Origin of the sequence: Pseudoalteromonas sp. MSK9-3, from assembly GCF_003590335.1 — a bacterium.
In the GTDB taxonomy this organism is placed as follows: domain Bacteria; phylum Pseudomonadota; class Gammaproteobacteria; order Enterobacterales; family Alteromonadaceae; genus Pseudoalteromonas.
In genome coordinates this window covers 26358-44799 of sequence record NZ_MIET01000011.1, presented here as the reverse complement: position 1 = coordinate 44799, position 18442 = coordinate 26358, and the positions used below count along the sequence as shown (strand labels likewise).

16 protein-coding genes are annotated in these 18442 nt (G+C 39.1%); 7 read left to right on the top strand and 9 right to left on the bottom strand.

Annotation, left to right across the window (positions count from 1 at the left end):
• Nucleotides 1–203: 203 nt before the first annotated feature.
• Nucleotides 204–464 carry a hypothetical protein gene (locus BGP78_RS04020; RefSeq protein WP_119860197.1) on the bottom strand — a complete coding sequence of 87 codons (261 nt, stop codon included), beginning with the start codon at nucleotides 462–464 and terminating at the stop codon, nucleotides 204–206.
• Nucleotides 465–1385: 921 nt separating this feature from the next.
• On the opposite strand from BGP78_RS04020, the gene BGP78_RS04015 reads away from it, so the two are divergent.
• Complete coding sequence (locus tag BGP78_RS04015) at nucleotides 1386–3539, top strand: hypothetical protein (RefSeq protein ID WP_119860196.1); 2154 nt, start codon at nucleotides 1386–1388, stop codon at nucleotides 3537–3539.
• A 53-nt stretch (nucleotides 3540–3592) separates the two neighbouring features.
• Nucleotides 3593–4666 carry a hypothetical protein gene (locus BGP78_RS04010; protein WP_119860195.1) on the top strand — a complete coding sequence of 358 codons (1074 nt, stop codon included), beginning with the start codon at nucleotides 3593–3595 and terminating at the stop codon, nucleotides 4664–4666.
• Between the two features lie 39 nt (nucleotides 4667–4705).
• Here the strand turns inward: BGP78_RS04010 and BGP78_RS04005 are convergent, their stop codons facing one another.
• The 8 genes from BGP78_RS04005 to seqA form a co-directional block, all read right to left on the bottom strand.
• The gene (locus BGP78_RS04005; RefSeq protein ID WP_119860194.1) at nucleotides 4706–7363 is read right to left on the bottom strand and encodes a glycosyl hydrolase family 18 protein; all 2658 of its coding nucleotides are present in this window, start codon (nucleotides 7361–7363) and stop codon (nucleotides 4706–4708) included.
• Between the two features lie 95 nt (nucleotides 7364–7458).
• Nucleotides 7459–7857 carry a hypothetical protein gene (locus BGP78_RS04000; RefSeq protein ID WP_119860193.1) on the bottom strand — a complete coding sequence of 133 codons (399 nt, stop codon included), beginning with the start codon at nucleotides 7855–7857 and terminating at the stop codon, nucleotides 7459–7461.
• Nucleotides 7858–8297: 440 nt separating this feature from the next.
• Nucleotides 8298–9857 (bottom strand): dihydrolipoyllysine-residue acetyltransferase, encoded by a 1560-nt coding sequence (locus BGP78_RS03995; protein WP_119860192.1) that lies wholly within the window; start codon nucleotides 9855–9857, stop codon nucleotides 8298–8300.
• A gap of 10 nt (nucleotides 9858–9867) precedes the next feature.
• Entirely contained in the window at nucleotides 9868–10845 is a 978-nt protein-coding gene (locus tag BGP78_RS03990) for an alpha-ketoacid dehydrogenase subunit beta (RefSeq protein ID WP_119860191.1), read from the bottom strand.
• Nucleotides 10845–12062 carry a thiamine pyrophosphate-dependent dehydrogenase E1 component subunit alpha gene (locus BGP78_RS03985; RefSeq protein ID WP_119860190.1) on the bottom strand — a complete coding sequence of 406 codons (1218 nt, stop codon included), beginning with the start codon at nucleotides 12060–12062 and terminating at the stop codon, nucleotides 10845–10847. Before BGP78_RS03985 ends, BGP78_RS03990 begins: the two co-directional genes overlap by 1 nt.
• Nucleotides 12063–12321: 259 nt before the next feature.
• Complete coding sequence (astE, locus tag BGP78_RS03980; RefSeq protein WP_119860189.1) at nucleotides 12322–13356, bottom strand: succinylglutamate desuccinylase; 1035 nt, start codon at nucleotides 13354–13356, stop codon at nucleotides 12322–12324.
• A gap of 127 nt (nucleotides 13357–13483) precedes the next feature.
• The gene (gene pgm / locus BGP78_RS03975; RefSeq protein ID WP_119860188.1) at nucleotides 13484–15121 is read right to left on the bottom strand and encodes a phosphoglucomutase (alpha-D-glucose-1,6-bisphosphate-dependent); all 1638 of its coding nucleotides are present in this window, start codon (nucleotides 15119–15121) and stop codon (nucleotides 13484–13486) included.
• 10 nt (nucleotides 15122–15131) lie between these two features.
• Complete coding sequence (seqA, locus tag BGP78_RS03970; RefSeq protein WP_119860187.1) at nucleotides 15132–15680, bottom strand: replication initiation negative regulator SeqA; 549 nt, start codon at nucleotides 15678–15680, stop codon at nucleotides 15132–15134.
• Between the two features lie 125 nt (nucleotides 15681–15805).
• Here seqA and BGP78_RS03965 point away from each other — a divergent pair, with 125 nt between their 5' ends.
• From BGP78_RS03965 to fur, 5 genes are all read left to right on the top strand, one after another.
• Nucleotides 15806–16570 carry an alpha/beta fold hydrolase gene (locus tag BGP78_RS03965; RefSeq protein WP_119860186.1) on the top strand — a complete coding sequence of 255 codons (765 nt, stop codon included), beginning with the start codon at nucleotides 15806–15808 and terminating at the stop codon, nucleotides 16568–16570.
• A gap of 86 nt (nucleotides 16571–16656) precedes the next feature.
• Entirely contained in the window at nucleotides 16657–16878 is a 222-nt protein-coding gene (locus BGP78_RS03960; protein ID WP_010363444.1) for a DUF2788 domain-containing protein, read from the top strand.
• Nucleotides 16879–16880: 2 nt separating this feature from the next.
• Entirely contained in the window at nucleotides 16881–17159 is a 279-nt protein-coding gene (gene ybfE, locus BGP78_RS03955; protein WP_010363446.1) for a LexA regulated protein, read from the top strand.
• Between the two features lie 14 nt (nucleotides 17160–17173).
• A complete protein-coding gene (gene fldA / locus BGP78_RS03950; RefSeq protein WP_119860185.1) occupies nucleotides 17174–17701 on the top strand; it encodes a flavodoxin FldA in 528 nt (175 codons plus the stop codon).
• Nucleotides 17702–17805: 104 nt separating this feature from the next.
• The gene (fur, locus tag BGP78_RS03945; RefSeq protein ID WP_010363449.1) at nucleotides 17806–18252 is read left to right on the top strand and encodes a ferric iron uptake transcriptional regulator; all 447 of its coding nucleotides are present in this window, start codon (nucleotides 17806–17808) and stop codon (nucleotides 18250–18252) included.
• Nucleotides 18253–18442 lie beyond the last annotated feature (190 nt).

Sequence of the window (18442 nt, the reverse complement as noted above, 5' to 3'; positions counted from 1 at the left end):
CCTATTAACTAAGGACTTCGCATATCCTAGCCTTAAAATCATCACAAATCAAATTACGTTTGTTTTTAGACAAAACCCGCTCATTTTGACTCATTCCACGATCATTCCTGCTCATTATACGTTTAGAATTAGATCACAATCGTTCACTTTAAAACGTGTTTAAAGCGAGTTTAAATAACGTTTAAACCCAGTTTTAACACCATTTAAAGTTTCTCTACGGCAACCACACGATTAAAATCAGTCATCACTTGAATAGTGATCAGCGCACTATCAGTTGTTAGCTTTAGCACGCTTTGATTGTATGCAGCTGAACTTGCTTGCTGAATTAACAGCATCAAATTCGCTGTTTGCTCAAATCCAATTGCTGCCAAAGACACACTGATCATCGCGTCATTAATGACCACCAAGGTGCTGTGATCCAAAGCTGACTTGGCAATAACTTTATCAACCGAATTGTTATTCAAGTGCCCGACTATTAATTTTGCTCCATCATCTAACTGTCGTCCTAAAGCTTGTTTGGCTGCTGTTGTTGCTATGTGTTTTTTAAACTGTGACTTACTGCATCATTGAATTTTGGGATCAACATCTCTTTATTGTCTGCCAAACGTTATAATTCTTCAAGTTTCTCTCCGCGATCTAGCTGTCTTTCGTAGCTGCCTTCTAGCTAGACAGCGTTAAAAAAAACATTCACTCTATTTAACATAATGACTATTCTATGGTTAGTTACGTAAATAGCTAAGAAAATTATAGAAGTAAAGTTACTGTGTAGCCTACTATAAAGTTTGTTCTAGATTATTAAAGGTAAAATAAGGCCAGATTTAAGCGTTGTTCAAAACCAACAAAATGCCTATTTTAAAACCACGTTAAGAGACAATGTAAGACAAAAATTAAGAAATCGAATGATAATTGTTCTAAGTATGAAGATTACTCATTTATATTATTGGAGAAAAGTACGCATTATGAACAATGAGCATGCAAATTGATCAATTTTATTATGTTAAGTTGTGTCTTTTTTGGTTGCTACCACCCTACTCTACATGTTTTTTTGGCGGATGGCCTGATTTTAACATTCACTCCTAGTTTTTCATAATAATTTCAATCTATAGATTAATAAATTAAAGAGTGGAGCTCATTGCTATTAATAGAAGTATTTCCCTGATTTAATACTCAATAGATATCAGGTTATGGAGATACGAGGCGGATTACAATGCTATCTTATTTAATTATTTTTTGTAATTAGTAATATTTATCACTTTTTTCTTAAAATGTTAATTTGTTAGTTGCGCTCTACTGTGTGGCCCTGTTATAGGTAATAATGCTATACTTAGTGTATTTAATTGGATAAAATTCACTTTAATATATTAGGATATGGAATTAATAAAAACATGAAAAAGTCGATACTTGCACTGGTTATTACAGCATCTATCACAGGGTGTGGTTCATCAGAGGATGTGAGCAATGTTGAACCCAGTGTATCATTAGAGTCAACTAGCTCAAACACAACCAGCTCAAACACAACTAAAGTTTCTGGTTATGTTGGAAATGGCAGTATTCAAGGTGCTACAGTTACCGTATATAAAATAATAAATAATACAAAAATCCCTTTTGAAAAAAACGAAATTAATACTTCATCGGTAGCTACCGATGAAAATGGTTTTTATTCGATTGAGATTAGTAACTATACAGGCCCTATAAAAGTTGAGGTCTCATCTAACGAAAATACGATTGCGACATGTGAAGCTACATTAGGCTGTGGTCATTTTACGTTTTCTCAAGACATGAAATATAGTGAAATTAACACTGATTTCAATTTAAGCAGTATCGCATATGTCTCAGATGGTAGTACTGAAGTGCAATCTAATGTTTCTGTGATATCACACATCACAGCTGAACTTCTCAAAGATACACATATTAATGAGCAAAGTATTAATATTACGTCTGCAAATATTGCTAGCTTATTTTCATTGGAAAATACTTACACCAAAGTAAAACCATTGAAAACACATCAATTATCTAGCGTAAATAATCAAGAAAATATCGAAGGTCTAAAATATTCTATTTTTAATTCAGGCATTGCTAATGCGCTATATCAAGATGAAGAAGATTTTAGCTCAGTTTCAACACGCTTAACAAGTGCCATTGAGGATTTAAAGAGTGCGCAAGGCAAACTTTTGGCCATTCAAGATGAAGATGAGTCTTTTGAGTTTTCGGTCAATAATACCTATGGTGGAGCGGTAACCGCTGCGCAATTTATTGCTAACACATTACCTGAAGAACAAAGGCAAGTAGTAGATCAGCTCGCAGTAGAAATTGAAAATACGCAACAGTCTAAAATTGCCACAATATCTGATAATGATTCAAGAGTAGAACCAACTCCAACTTTGCTTACACCTGGAGAAAACTTAGATAAAGCAAAAGCAATGGTTAATGATATACGAGTTTTTGCAAATCTATTTGATATATCTGGCAACTCGACATCAAGCATCATCTCTCAAGGTAAAGAGCTTGAGCCAGTATTAAAAGATACCACAAAGCTACTTAAGAGTGAGCTAGAAAGCTTTACATTATTAAACGAAACTATCTCTATAATTAGTGAAATTAACAGAGAAATCAACCAAGGGTTAACAACAGATAATGTCTTTAATATAAAAGATTACACTGCGTTACCTGAGATGATGGGCACCGTAACGTTAAACAAGTCTAGCCGAACCTTTATTGCGAATATTTCTAGCGAGCAAAGTGTTATTCAGATCACGGCAGGCATTCAAACTCATGCAGGTAATAAAGCTGAAAAAATTTCGCTGAATGGTCTACTATCGACCCCTTCTTTTGAACTTAAAGTGAAACAGGCAAGTTATGCTAATATTGAGTTTTTAACTGATTCTGAACAGAGAAGTTCAGATGAGCTGTCTGGTGGTGACTTAGCCCTTAATATTGAATTAAAGAGCAAAGGTCAGGACAACAACCTTAATTTTAGTGGTAAATTCGAGTTTGATTTTGTTACGAACTCAACGCTAAGTAGTGAGGATCGAGAATTAGTTATTATCCCAAATAGCATGCTACTTCTTGGAGATTTTAGCGATGATAATGCGAACTCAATATTTGCATTACTGACTGTCATGATACAAAATGCCGAAGAGCAACTCGATGTTGGTAGTTATCAAGACTTACTTAACTCTCTTAAAATTGCCACTGGGATCAGCGTATCTTCATCGTTCAATGAATATGAAACATCTGTATACTTGTTTATGGATGATACCAATGGCAAAAACCAGCTACTTAACCTTTCTCTAACCTATAGTGAGCCTGATACAAATAGTGCAAGAAAATTAAGTGTTGTTCATGATTCAGAAAATAAGACAACATTACTTACTAACCCTGAAAAAGTAAGAATAGAAATTTTTGACAAGTCCATTACGGTTAATGGAGAGGCACAATTAGGAAAGGTTACACTAGATTCAGAAGAGTTAGCGATAATTATAAAGCGCGATAACTTAACAATGATCAGATATAAAGATGGTTCTTTAGAAACCCTTTAATTCCATTCTATATACCAGGCTTAAGGGCCTGGTATCATCACAACGAAAATTTCATGTCTAAATATATTATTTTTCCTTATGTCGGTTTATTCTTGCCGTTATTTTCTAACGCGAGTACATTAAGTACCAACTTCTTCAGTCATTCTCATAGTAACATTGCCCCAATTAAACAAATTATCGACGATGGCTGGTTAGAGCCCCCGTCACCTGATGCTGATATTGGTTTTTCTCAATCTCTATTGGAAGTCAAATTAGATTATAATGGTTACAGTCTATCGAGTTTAAATAGGCTCGATTACTTTTTAACTGCAAACTATGATACGGCACTTGCTTATTATCAAAATAGTCGCGATATCCCATTAAACTCTCATAAGCCCTATAGTATTTCATTAAACTTTCATGAGCAAAAAAGTCGAGGGATCGCTTTCGGCTATGCTATAGACCGTCAAGCTTGGCAGGCATCATTTCAGCTTTCATACTGGGATGTTGTTAAGTTTAGAAATTCCAATTTAAATGGGAATATTACCGGTAATAATACTAACGAAATTCTAGGTGAGCTAACCTTAGACGAAAACTATACACATAAAAACTTTTTAAAGCGGCCAAATGAAAGAAGTTGGAACACAAGTGGTTATGGATATTCTGCAAATATTGCTTTTGAATATATAGCTTCAGACACATTCACTTTATCACTAAAGGCGAATGACTTATTCAATCGATTTAAGTATAAGATGATAGGAAATACTCAGGCCGAAATTAATACTAAAGGCAGCTTTGTAGACAATGAAGGTTTCTCTTCATTTCGACCATTGCTTAGCGGAATTGAATCAGAAAAAAGTTTTTCTAAAGCCCTTCCTATAAGTTTAAATTTTGGTGCAAAGTATATTGCATCAAATATTGACTACTTATTTGATTTCTACCGCCGAGCTAATACGTCATTTTATCTGGTTGGCGCTCAATATAGGGCTAAGCATGCAACAATTGGCATCAAATACGATATACAGAATCAAGTACCAGAACTTAGTTTAAGTACCCAATGGCTAAACTTACTGATTGCTTTAGATACGTTAGACTTTAAAAATGCATACAATATTAAACTCGGTTTAAATTTAAATCTGCATTTTTAAAAAAAGTAGCTCTATCAGAGCTACTTTATTATTTACTATTTACAGTTTTTTCCAAACACCAGCAGTACCAGGCTCATCACCTTTGGTCCACCATTGTGCTTTATAACGCGTGCACACTGCATTTGCATCACAGTGGTTAACTTCAGAACCGGCATTGTAAGCAACATCGATGTGCCACGGGAATTCTACGTCAGTAAGTAACTGCCATGCATCAGAAAAGCGACTTGGGGTTTCACCTTGGATCCAATAATTTGCTTGCCAAGTAAGCGTCTGTTTTAATTGGTTATCATAGGTTGAAACTTTATCACCTGTATTATAAGCAACCGTGCTTTCATAAGGAGGTGCTTGTGTAGAACCTTCAGGAGACACTGTCACAATAACTTCATCAGTATAAACTGTTACACCGTCATCAGACACATCGAGTGCAAATGTTAATTGTTCAGAAGTCGTAACCGTTGGTGCATCAAATGATGCAATTGTTGCGTTACTATTCGTGATTGCTACATTACTACCTGCAACTTGACGCCAAGTGTACGTAAGCGTATCACCATCATTGTCGCGAGTTGCTGACCCATCAAGTTTTACTGCAACTGAACCAGATACAACTTGTTGATCAGCTCCCGCATTTACGATTGGTGGAGTATTCGTTACCTCCAATGAAACTGAAACAATAACAGAGTCCGCTGTGATCCCACCTTTCCCATCATCGGCAATAAACTTAAATGAGAGTTGCTGCTCAGTCGTAACATCTGGTGCGACAAACGCAGCGTTAAGTGTATTACTCGTTGTTAACGTAACAGCGGGTCCACCTGTTTGTTGCCATTTATACGTCATGGCATCATTGTTTGCATCCGAAGCGCTAGCTGTTAAAGACACTGTTGAACCAGAGATTGCACGCTGATCTTGACCTGCATTGACAACCGGCGCTGCATTACTACCATCAGCCAATGGGTGCCCTAATGATTCGTGCATCCAGTTTAAAACATCACCGTTATCTGTATCAATTTCCCAAGCAAATAGTCCTGCTAGGCCGCGTTGCATGACAAGAGAGCCTTTCGCATTAACTGAATTTTGGTCATCATACGAGATCAAATCACCAGTACTAGGACGATATAAATATGCGCCCTGCGCTACCGAATCATAATGATATTCCCAATCAGGTTGATTCTTCCACTGTGCGATATTGGCATACATTAGAGTACCGGGTTCTAGCTTAAATGCATCTTCCGGTTTTGATGGTCCAGTTGCTTTACCTGTCATATGGTGTGTGCCAGGAGTATGTTCTACGCCGGTCCAGCCTCGACCATACATTGCAACACCCGCGATCAGTTTACTACTAGGCACACCTTGTGCATTTAGAATATCGACACCCGTACTTAGGTTATATTCTAAAGTCCGTCTATCGTTTACTCTAAAATCAGATGGATATACAGCAGTTTGATGTCCTAATGCATTTAAATCCCATGCACCGAAATAGTCATACGACATCATCATTATATAATCCATATACTTGATGGCTTCACCGTAATTCACTTTATCTAATTTGTCATAACCGACGTTAATTGCAGATGTTAACTCATAGTGGCGACCCGTGCGTGCGCCCTCTTCGTCTAACATGGCACGTAACTCACGCATCAACTTAATATATGTTGCACCATCTTCAGGAGATCCTAAATTAGGGTTTGCAGCTGGTACGCCAGGGAATTCCCAGTCAATATCGATACCATCCCAAAATTCCCACGTGCGCAAGAATTTACGACATGATTCGACAAAAGTTTTACGTTTTGCGTCGTCAGCCATGTAATAAAATGGGTCAGATAAGCTCCACCCACCGATCGAAGGGACTATTTTTAAGTCAGGATAGCGGTTTTTTAACGCCATCATCTGTGCGTAGTTACCTTTTATTGGATCACCATTAACTTGGTCACCAACCGGCTTCATGTAAGCTGCCCACGGATCAGGTGGCGCAAGTTCAAAGTCCCCTAAACCAGCACTTACCTTTTGAAACGTTTCATAGCCCGTCGGGTTTTCACTTTGAAATGACGCATTAGGGCCTGTTATTGCGACAAATCCATATATTATATGGGTTAAGTTTTCTGCAGGGATATTATCAATGTAGTAGTCCATCCCTTGTACACGATAAACCGACCACTCCGCAGCATAAGCAGCAACAACTTTACCCGTTGTGTTTACGTAAGACTTATTCGTCATTTCAATTGGAAAACGAGCGTCGTTTACCTTCATAGGTAAAGGTGCTAAATGACTCCCTTTTGTGTCAGCAACGATTAACTGTTTACTATTACTACTATCAGTACAACCATCCAAGTTACAAAGTTGTACAGTCAGTTTATAATTACCACCTTGTGAAAGGGTGACCGTTTCAACACCAGACTGAGATTCTGCAACCTCAGTTAACGCCCTTGTCGCCACGACTTTGCCATCGAGTAATATGTTAACTGTTTCACCTGCAGTTCCAGTCCATTTACTCCAAGATACGGGTACATCAATACTTGGCTTTACCACCACATCTTTGTATGCCAAAGAGTCTGTAATTGTAATAAGTGAATGATTTAGCTCCATCCAACCAACACTCGGTGCTCCGGGGGCAACTGCAAAGGCGTGACTGGTAAATACACCCATTGATAAAAGTAATGCGTTTCTAACCGTTTTACTGACACGGTTTGGACTATATTTCATAGTTTTTCCATTTAGTTGTTTTTAGTAGGCACACGGAATCACTAAACAATATTTCTATTGTTTAGTGCCATGTGGAGTGAAATAATTTTAAGTGGTTATTTACCGGCTTTTTTAAACTTTAAAGGGCCTTTATCGCCATCGGAAGTGTAATACCCTATCAGTTGAGAACCGTCGTTCGATATGGTTAATGTATGAACACCTTCGGTCGTCCAACCAGGGATAGGTTGAGTCACTTTTACTTTATATTCTATGGTGTTCCCGACTCGGCTCCCTATACCATACTCCACCAGAGGCGTTCCTTTGAATTCCACATAGTGCGTTACATAAATAACATCGTCGTCCTGAGAGACAATCATGTGACCATTAGAGAAATTAGCATTGTTCACATCCTCCCACAGTCCATTGACGTTTGGCGTGTTTTCAAGGCGAGCATCTGCGCTATGTGTGATGAATAATGCGCATATCGATAATAAGATGGGAGATAGTAGTTTCATTTAAGCTACGTCCTTAGCATAATTGTTTTAATTATTTATTAACAAAAGTATCTTTAATTGGAACTTAATGCAATTAAGTCATAGGCACCCAAGCATTAGTAAATGTAATTAATTGATGGTTTGTGATCGAAAAGTGTTAAAATTCAAAAGAGAATCAGGATTCATAATGTTTCAACATTAATTTTATTCATGAAAATTTAGTGGGTCTTCTTATTAAGTTATTAATATATCTGATTATTTGACGTGTTTTCAGAACAGGCAAAGCCAATAAGGTAACTATTTTATAGTTTAGTGAAAAAATACGATTAAAGTAAAAAATTAGATTAGTGTTTTAATTATATTTATTTCATGTAAACAAATGAAAATAAAAGGCACCAACAACTTTACACAAATCAAAAAGCCAGCTTATTGCTGGCTTTTTATTAATGGCGAAACGCAGTTTAACTCATTGCCATCATCATTTTAGCTGGATTTTCAAGGTAGGCTTTCCATAAATTATTGAAGCGTGCGATGGTTCCACCATCAATAACACGGTGGTCGCCAGACCAACTCACTTGCATAATTGCGCGTGAAACCACGTTGCCCTCATTATCAAAGCGCGGTAAGTGTTGTAATTTACCTAAAGCCACAATGGCAACCTCTGGCTTATTAATGATTGGTGTTGCTGTTGTACCACCTATCGCACCAATGTTTGAAATGGAAATTGTGCCTGCTTTTAAATCATCAGGAGACACACGACCTTCCCTAGCCGCATTCGTTAGACGTGTCACTTCTTGCGCCACTTCAACAATCGATTTAGTCTGACATGACTTAATGTTAGGTACTAATAGCCCTAACTTTGAGTCTACAGCCATACCAATGTTATGGTCATTAAAGTACGTAATTTCAGTACACTGTTCATTAACTTGAGAGTTTACAATTGGAAACTCTTTAATCGCCAACGATAGAGCTTTGATAAAGAACGGCATCATTGTGAGCTTTATGCCGTCTTTAGCATATTGTTCTTTTAGCTCTTTTCTTAGTGCAATGATGTCAGTCAGGTCTATTTCATCACTAAAGGTGAAGTGCGGAATGGTAGAAACCGATGCAACCATCTGTTTAGCCATCGCCGCTTTCATGCCTCGAATTGGTTCAACTCGGCTGTTATTGTGAGCTGTGGGTGCCGCAGTATTTGCTTGATTAGCCGTTGCTGAGCAAGCTGTACTCGGCACCATTGGTTGAATCGTATTGTGTTGTGATGTAAAGCGACTGATATCTTCTTTATAGACTCGCCCATTTTTACCTGAACCTGGGATCAGATTGATATCAAGGTCCTGCTCTTTAGCCAACCTTCTTACTGCGGGAGAGGCTATGGCCTTTCCGTTTTTAGGTAACTGAGTTGTAACAACCTCACTTGGTGCAGTAACGCTGCTTACGTCATTGCTTGGCTGTAAAGCTGTCGCTGACGTTTGTTGTCCAGCCCCAGTTAAGCGCATTTGAAACAATGGGCTATGAACTTGGGCAATTTCTCCTTTTTGATAGTAAAGCTTTTCTACTACACCATCATACTTAGCCGGGATCTGCACTAGTGCCTTGTCTGTCATTACATCACAAACCGCTTGGTCTTCTTTTATTTCGTCACCTTGCGCAACCAACCATTCCACAATTTCACATTCAACAATCCCTTCTCCAATATCTGGAAGAATAAAATCTTCAAAATGAATATCGTCGTTAGATGGTGTTTGATCTTGAGCCTGCTCAGGGTCATTTACAGAGCCTACGCCAGCCACATTCATAGCAAAAAGTGGCTCATGTACTTTGGCTATCTCACCTTTTTGATAATGTAACGTGGTGATAACCCCATCGTGTACCGCGGGTATTTGCACCAATGCTTTGTCTGTCATTACATCACAAATAGGTTGATCTTCTTTAACTTCATCACCAACAGCAACCAGCCATTCAACTACTTCGCATTCAACAATTCCTTCACCAATATCTGGTAAAATAAATTCTTTCGCCATGACTATTTCCTTAAAACTCTACAGACTTTTTGATTGCCGCAAACACTTTTAGCGCGTCTGGCACATATTCTTTCTCTAATGCCAGAGGGTACGGTGTATCTAAACCACATACTCGCATTATTGGAGACTCTAAATGTAGGAAACATGCTTCTTGAATAGTCGCGGCTATTTCAGCCCCAAATCCATTCGTAATTGGCGCTTCATGACTGATGATCAATCGACCTGTTTTTACGACTGATTTAGCTATTGTCTCAACATCCCATGGTAAAATACTGCGCAAATCGATGATTTCACAGCTCACGCCGGCCTCTTGTGCCTTTTCAGCAGCCTGCTCAATAATTTCCATTTGTGCACCCCACGCCAATAGCGTGACATCAGATCCCTCTTTAACTACTTCAGCCTTGCCAATTTCAATGGTGTAATCTTCTTCAGGTACTTCACCAATCGAGGCACGATATAACCGCTTTGGTTCAAAGAAAATTACGGGGTTGTCATCTTTAATACAAGCACGTAGTAACCCTTTCGCTTGATGGGGATTACGAGGCACAACCAACTTCAAACCTGGAGTATGTGCAAAGTAAGCCTCTGGGGATTGCGAATGATATAGCCCGCCCGCAATACCACCGCCGTAAGGTGTGCGTATCGTTAAGTTACCAACATCAAACTCATTGCCACTGCGGTAGCGGAACTTTGCAGACTCGTTCACAATTTGATCAAACGCGGGGAATATGTAATCAGCAAACTGAATTTCAGCAAGCGCTGGGGCACCAAAGGCGGCCAGTCCGTTTGCAAAACCTAGGATCCCTTGTTCTGTGAGGGGCGTATTAAATACGCGATGCTTGCCATATTTTTCTTGCAAGCCCGATGTTGCTCTAAATACACCGCCAAAATGGCCTACATCTTCACCAAAAATACAGGCTTGATTATTTTCAGCCATTGTAATGTCTAGTGCTGAGTTAATGGCGTGTAACATATTCATTTTGGCCATTATTTGATTCTCCCTGCTGTCACCGGATACGCTTCTGGATGCTGTTTAATATGCTCTTTTAGTTCTTCATATTGCTTTTGTAGCGCTGGGATTGGTTGGTCATATACATCAGACACTAACTCTTCTAAAGCTGGCTTTTGTACTTTTTCTGCAACTTTCAGAGCCGCTAATATATCTTCTCTGATTTTGTCTTTTTCTGCTTCATCTTCTTGCTCGTTCAACCACCCTTGCTTTAATAACCACTTTTTAAAGCGTTCTATTGGGCAGTTCCCTTTAAACTCAGCTTCTTCTTCTTTACTGCGGTAACCTGACGGATCGTCCGATGTAGAGTGTGCACCTAAGCGGTAAGCAATTGACTCGATTAAAACAGGCTCGCCATTTTCTACCGCCATTTTTCGTGCTGCTTGCGTAGCGGCAAAAACAGCAAGTGCATCCCCACCATCGACACGAATTGTTTTAATGCCATAGCCAACACCGCGAGACGCAATACCATCACCTTTAAACTGCTCGTCTGCTGGTGTTGATATGGCATACCCGTTATTCCTGGCAAAAAACAGCACTGGCGCTTCATGGACGGCCGCCATATTTAAACCGGCATGAAAATCCCCCTCTGATGCAGCGCCTTCACCGAAGTAGCAGATAGTAAGGTTATCTATTTCAGAATTTAACTCGCCAGTAGCTGGGTCTATGTGTTTTAGTTTTTGACCGTATGCATACCCCGTAGCTTGAGGGATTTGAGTACCTAGTGGAGACGATATTGTTAAATAATGCAGTTCATTTGAGCCATAATGCACAGGCATTTGACGGCCTTTTCCTAGGTCTTTTTCATTAGAGAATAGTTGGTTCATGAACTGCTCTAGCGTAAATCCACGATATGCTAGTGCGGCTTGTTCACGATACTGTGCCATGATCATGTCTTCAGGTTTTAGTGCTGCAGCACTGGCGGTTATTGCCGCTTCTTCCCCTAGACACTGCATGTAGAAACTAACACGCCCTTGACGTTGAGCTGCTTGCATACGTTCATCAAGTAAACGAATAAAGCGCATTGTAGAGTATAAATTTATCGCTGTGTCTTTGTCGATATCTGGTGCTGCGGCACCCTCTAAAACTTCACCATTCTCACCGAGGATAGTCAGTGTTGGAATATCTAGGGCATGGCTATCAATAAACTTCAGCGCATGACTGATATTTAGCGATATGTTATTGGGGTTAGTCATAACCTACCTTCTCTTGTTGTCGAAACACATTTGCAAGCTATGAGATACCAATAATAGGGTTTGGAGTATCTTCACATTCGCGTTATTTCTTATAAGAATAATCTGTGCGACAAATGCAAATTGATTAAATTAAAGCGACCTTCACTTTACGTTAACGTAAAGGGTTATTCAACAGATAGTAGGTGAATAACCCCTAATTTGCATAATCAAGAGTGGAAAGTTTTTAATACGGGCCTATAAACTTAATAATATCAATATATTAAATAAATTTATCACTGACTTCCATTGGAATGACGGTGAGTAATGCACGTTGACCAAGTGCCACATTTGCGTTTGGAAAGATAATTGCCTCACCATCAACTTCTGCCAAATATTCCACTTCGCCATCAGTGGCCAATAGTTCTCCTTCGTTAAACCCCGTGAAGTTTACAGCGCTTTCAGGGAATGGAAACGTAAATTGCTCTTGCGTGCGATTGATGGTGCGGTGAACTTGAAAAAGCTCAAAGTCATTAGCATTAAATTGCTTATATTCTACACTTTCCTGACTAATTAATGCTGACAGTGTTGATTTGGTTTTAGCAAATCGACTCATATCGTTCTCGCCAAATGGCTTAACTTGACCTAGTTCAACTGTGAACGCGTCTGCACCGAATACAAACGATGAAAAATAGCTGAATGTTGTCGCTGCGGCGCGCATTGTTAGCACCGTGTTTACCCCACACGATAATAAAAACTGTAATTGCTGCTTTTTCCAAGGTTTACCATGTAAATATGGGTATACAGCAAATTTTTCATTTTTAGAACCACGAATAGCGGTATGTAGATCATAGTGGCAACGGTAGCGACCTTCTTCAACGTCGCTAAAGAATGCTGTAACGTACTGTTCTAACTTTTCAGCTCTTACACGTTCAGGGTTTTGAATATCACCTTTAGCATGTTCACCGTTAAATAATCGATTTAAATTTTCTTCGACAAAACGTTTAGCAATATTGATTGACTTGGGGTTACCGTATATAAATAACACCCGTTGCTTTAGTGCCAGCTCACCTTTAATGATTGACTGAATAAGCTGATCACATATTTCTATTGGTGCGGTTTCATTGCCATGTATCGCACTAGACAGTACGACATCTTTGGAAGTGCGCCCGCTTGGCGTAAACTGGATCACACCCGTATCGAGCACTTCAACCAAAGTCCCGTTGTCTAACGTAAAACTACTGGCAGGTAAATGGAACTCGTTATTGCGCGTTAGGGTTAAAAAATCCCCGTTCTTTTTTAAATCTTCAAGGTACATACAACCACCTAATATAATATATGTGAGAGTAAGTACCCTTAATTAACCCGACTACACTGGTGTCTGTCAGCTTATTTAAGGATACAAAAAAGCCATGCATCAAGCATGGCTTTTTATTAAATAACAACTAGCTGATCACAGAATCAACTAACTCTTTGGCCTCTTGCTCTAGCTGAGCTAAATGTGCTTCGCCTTTGAATGATTCAAGGTATATTTTATAAATATCCTCAGTACCTGATGGACGAGCAGCAAACCAACCAAACTCAGTAACAACTTTTAATCCACCAATCGCCGCTTTATTACCTGGTGCATTCGTTAAGACCTGTGTGATCTTATCCCCTGCAAGCGTGTCAGCAGTTACATCTGCGGCGCTAAGCGCTTTGAGCTTGTCTTTTTGCGCCGCATTAGCTGGCGCATCGATTCTTTTATAGATAGGGGCACCAAACTGTGCTTCCAATTCTTTATAACGCTCTGATGGTGTTTTTCCAGTCACAGCCAGAATTTCAGCCGCGAGTAATCCAAGGATAAAACCATCTTTGTCGGTGTTCCATACGTCGCCATTTAATCGTAAAAAAGACGCGCCAGCGCTTTCTTCACCACCAAATGCCAACCATTGTTTGTTTAGACCTTTTACAAACCATTTAAAACCAACAGGTACTTCATATACCTCGCGGTTATTTGCATTCACAACTTTATCAATCATGCCAGATGAAACCAGTGTCTTGCCGATTTTTACATCATTTGGCCATGCTCGGTGATTTAACAAATAATCTATGGCTACTGCAAGAAAGTGATTTGGGTTCATTAGCCCATCTTTGGTAACAATACCATGACGGTCGTAATCTGGATCGTTACCTATGCCAATGTCAAAATCATCTTTAATCGCGATTAAATTAGCCATTGCATACGGTGAAGAACAATCCATACGGATCTTACCGTCTTTGTCTAGCGGCATAAAACCAAACGCTGGATCAACAACATTATTAACCACCGTCAAATCTAAGCCATATTTCTTGGCTATAATAGGCCAGAAATTAATGCCTGAACCACCTAAAGGATCAACGCCAATTGTAACGCCGGCCTCAGCTATCGCTTTTAAATTAATGATATTTTCTAAGTCATCAATATAAGGCGTCATTAAGTCTTCATATTTAATAAAGCCTGAGCGTTTAGCTTTGGCGAAAGGAAACAATTCAACTTCAACAAGATCTTCTATAAGTAATTGATTTGCTCTGTTTTCAATCCACTTGGTAACGTCGGTATCTGCTGGCCCGCCATTGGGTGGATTGTATTTAAACCCGCCATCTTGTGGGGGGTTGTGTGAAGGCGTGACAACAATGCCATCTGCGAGTTCATTTGGGTGTGACTTATTATAGGTCACAATCGCATGGCTTATTACTGGTGTTGGCGTGTAATCATCGTTTTCTTGCGTGATGACTTGTACTTCATTGGCAACTAACACCTCAATGGCTGAATTAAAGGCAGCTTCAGATAACGCGTGCGTATCTTTACCCAAAAATAATGGGCCAAAAATATTATTATTTTTACGATAATCACAAATAGCTTGTGTAATCGCCAATATGTGCGATTCGTTAAATTTTACATTATATGAACACCCACGGTGCCCTGAAGTACCAAATGCAACACATTGCTCTGGATTTTGCTCCAGATCCGGTTCGTTCAAATAGTAAGCGGACATCAATTTAGGGATGTTTACTAACTCTGATTGCGCAGCTTTTTTTCCTGCACCAGGGTGAATTGCCATTAAGATTTCCTTATAGGTAGTCTCGGATAGTTTCAGCTTGTGCTTCATTATAACCAAGGCCAAGTGCAACCTCATGAAGCATCATTTTTTTACGAGTTGTATTTGAGTTGGTCATCACCCAATATTCACTGTCTAGAATATTTTTAGGGTTCATACTACTACCACTTTCAAGTAACGCATCTTTGCTCGTTGCAAAGTAAATACGGTCGCGGCCTTTGATATCGAGTACAGTTTTAAATGCAGATTTATGTGTACGATGTAAGGCTGACAATATAAACAAGAATCGGCCCACTACGCCTTTTTGCATAGCCAGCTCTTCTTTATTCAATATGTTAAATACGTTAGCTGAAGATTTTGACACATTTGTGACAGTCTCTTCAGTCGCCTTGACAGGTTCTACTTGTTCTGTCTTCGATTCTGCTACAGAGGTTACTTGGACACTGTTCTCAGAAGTCAAATTCAATAAACGACGTAAAATTTGCGAAGCACTCTCACCAATACTTTGTGTGTTGCTGGCAATATATTGATAAAGCTCGTCATCTATTTCTATTTTTTTCATGCTTTTCCTGTCATTACTGATATTGATGCATCTAAAACGATTATATCCTGATTTAACAGATTACTCTACGGGTTTGCATTTATGTATTTGACTGGCACAATTACCCCCTGTAATGAGGAGTACGTATGTTATTAAATTATAAGCAAACAGGATCAGGCCCAAACCTTATCTTGATGCATGGCCTATTTGGGTCTCTTGAAAATTTAAATGTGATTGCTAAGACGTTGTCTGAGCATTTTACTGTTTACAATGTGGATTTACGTAACCATGGTAAGTCTTTCCATAGTGATGATATGAGCTACCCACACATGGCTGGCGACATTAAAGCATTACTTGAGCATCTAAATATTGATAAAGCCCATGTTGTTGGCCACTCTATGGGCGGTAAAGTTGCGATGCAATTTGCATCGTCGTTTAACCATCACGTCAATAAATTGGTCGTTTTAGATATTGCGCCTGTTACATACCCGCCTAGGCATGATGAAATTATTGTCGGATTAAATAAAGTTAGTGCACACACCAACGTCTTAAATAGAACACAAGCAGATGAAATCCTGAGTGAACATATTGAAATTCCAGGCGTACGGCAATTTCTATTAAAAAGTTTAGCTAAAAATGCTGCTGGTGCGCTATCGTGGCGGTTTAACCTCCCAGTGATAGCAAACGCGTACTCAAATATTGTTGCCAATATAACCAGTGCGTCACCATGCCAGTGTGACACATTGTTTATTAAGGGTAATAATTCTGACTATATATTAGCTGAGCACAGAGAAGCGATTGTCAAAGCCTTTCCAAAGGCGACTGCGAAAGTCATTCACGGAGTAGGCCACTGGCTGCATGCAGAAAAACCTGCAGCTGTAAATAAATCAATTCTTGATTTTCTTCAATAAATGTTCTGTTTTTGTTGTACCGGCCTTAATTTATGTTTATTGAATATGTTATAGTAGCCGCCGTTTAAGTTTTCAGTTGGGTGCATATGGTCAGCCAGTATATTAATGAATTTGAAACCCTAGGACTGTATTTCGCTTTAGCGGGTATTTTCTTTTTTATCGGAATGGCGATTCAAGACGTTTTAAAAAAAGGCAATGTACCCAAATTTGGTCGATATACTGTATGGCTAGTATTATTTCTTGGCTGTTCGGGTTTCATAGCTAAAGGCCTTATCCAAGTGTTTTGGCAAGGTGCAGGTGTTGGATAAAAATGGCCAAATCTGAAACAGATAGGACGACGATTGATTTATTTGAAAATGAAAAACGCCCAGGTCGACCAAAAACAAACCCACTCCCTAGAGAGGTTCAGTTAAAGGTTAACAAGCGTAATCAAATAAAAAGAGATCGCGCCAGAGGGTTAAAACGTGTTGAATTTAAGGTTTCTTCAGAGCTTTATCAAGCTTTGAGCGATATGGCCGATGAACAAAACATCAGTCGCAGTGCTCTGATAGAAACTATCTTGCAAGAGAAATTGGCGAATAACAGATAGAAGGTAAGTATTTAATGGCAAGCGTAGGTATATTTTTCGGCAGTGACACTGGTAACACAGAACATGTTGCTAAAATGATTCAAAAAGAGTTGGGTAAACAACTCATTGACGTCAAAGACATTGCAAAAAGTAGTAAAGAAGAAATTGCTGAATTTGATCTGATCTTATTCGGTATCCCTACTTGGTATTACGGCGAAGCTCAATGTGACTGGGATGACTTTTTCCCAGAGCTAGAAGAAGTGGACTTCGAAGGAAAATTAATCGCAATCTTTGGTTGTGGTGATCAGGAAGACTACGCAGAGTATTTCCTTGATGCAATGGGAATGGTAAACGACATTGTAACTGAACGTGGTGCTATCGTTGTTGGACATTGGCCAACTGAGGGTTATCAGTTTGAAGCGTCTAAAGCGATGGCTGGCGACGATCACTTTGTTGGTTTAGGTATTGACGAAGATCGTCAACCAGAATTGACAGAAGAACGTGTTAAAGCATGGTCTAAGCAAGTATATGATGAAATGTGTCTTGCAGAACTAGAAGACTAATTTCAAGACTACTTTGCACTTCGTGCATTAGCGCGTTATTCTTAGGTCGTAGCAGCGTCGTGTTATGGCTTAAGACAAAATTATAATTAATTGAGACAGAGTGAATGACTGATCACAACTTAGAGTTAAAAAAAGCAGGCTTAAAAGTAACATTACCAAGAATTAAGATTCTTGAAATTTTACAATCGCCTGATAACCAACACATCAGTGCAGAAGATGTGTACAAGATTTTACTCGATAAAGGTGAAGAAATCGGCCTAGCGACTGTATACCGCGTACTGAACCAATTTGACGATGCCGGCATTGTCACACGTCATCACTTTGAAGGCGGAAAATCAGTATTCGAACTGTCAGGTAGTACACACCATGATCACTTAGTGTGTTTGAAGTGTGGGAAAGTTGTTGAGTTTGAAGACGATATGATTGAAACACGCCAAGAACAAATAGCGACTGAAAATGGGATCCGCCTAACAAATCACTCACTTTACTTGTACGGTGAATGTGAAGATACAGAAGCATGTAAAAAATATGCTGATGAAAATGGCAACTAAACATTAGTTTCGTTTATAAAACCGGCCTACTGGCCGGTTTTTTTATATGTATTTATAACAACCTTATGAATATAGCTACTCACCGTCTTTAAAAAACACACAGAGCATCTAGATATCCTCACCTACTGTGCTTCAAAATCGTGACCATTTTCATGTTAAATTTTGACTAACACTAAAGCCGTGTCCGAAA

Coding starts and splice junctions, on each gene's coding strand:
- BGP78_RS04015 (WP_119860196.1), top strand. CDS start 1,386: ATGAAAAAGTCGATACTTGCACTGGTTATTACAGCATCTATCACAGGG.
- BGP78_RS04010 (WP_119860195.1), top strand. CDS start 3,593: ATGTCTAAATATATTATTTTTCCTTATGTCGGTTTATTCTTGCCGTTA.
- BGP78_RS04005 (WP_119860194.1), bottom strand. CDS start 7,363: ATGAAATATAGTCCAAACCGTGTCAGTAAAACGGTTAGAAACGCATTA.
- BGP78_RS04000 (WP_119860193.1), bottom strand. CDS start 7,857: ATGAAACTACTATCTCCCATCTTATTATCGATATGCGCATTATTCATC.
- BGP78_RS03995 (WP_119860192.1), bottom strand. CDS start 9,857: ATGGCGAAAGAATTTATTTTACCAGATATTGGTGAAGGAATTGTTGAA.
- BGP78_RS03990 (WP_119860191.1), bottom strand. CDS start 10,845: ATGGCCAAAATGAATATGTTACACGCCATTAACTCAGCACTAGACATT.
- BGP78_RS03985 (WP_119860190.1), bottom strand. CDS start 12,062: ATGACTAACCCCAATAACATATCGCTAAATATCAGTCATGCGCTGAAG.
- astE (WP_119860189.1), bottom strand. CDS start 13,356: ATGTACCTTGAAGATTTAAAAAAGAACGGGGATTTTTTAACCCTAACG.
- pgm (WP_119860188.1), bottom strand. CDS start 15,121: ATGGCAATTCACCCTGGTGCAGGAAAAAAAGCTGCGCAATCAGAGTTA.
- seqA (WP_119860187.1), bottom strand. CDS start 15,680: ATGAAAAAAATAGAAATAGATGACGAGCTTTATCAATATATTGCCAGC.
- BGP78_RS03965 (WP_119860186.1), top strand. CDS start 15,806: ATGTTATTAAATTATAAGCAAACAGGATCAGGCCCAAACCTTATCTTG.
- BGP78_RS03960 (WP_010363444.1), top strand. CDS start 16,657: ATGGTCAGCCAGTATATTAATGAATTTGAAACCCTAGGACTGTATTTC.
- ybfE (WP_010363446.1), top strand. CDS start 16,881: ATGGCCAAATCTGAAACAGATAGGACGACGATTGATTTATTTGAAAAT.
- fldA (WP_119860185.1), top strand. CDS start 17,174: ATGGCAAGCGTAGGTATATTTTTCGGCAGTGACACTGGTAACACAGAA.
- fur (WP_010363449.1), top strand. CDS start 17,806: ATGACTGATCACAACTTAGAGTTAAAAAAAGCAGGCTTAAAAGTAACA.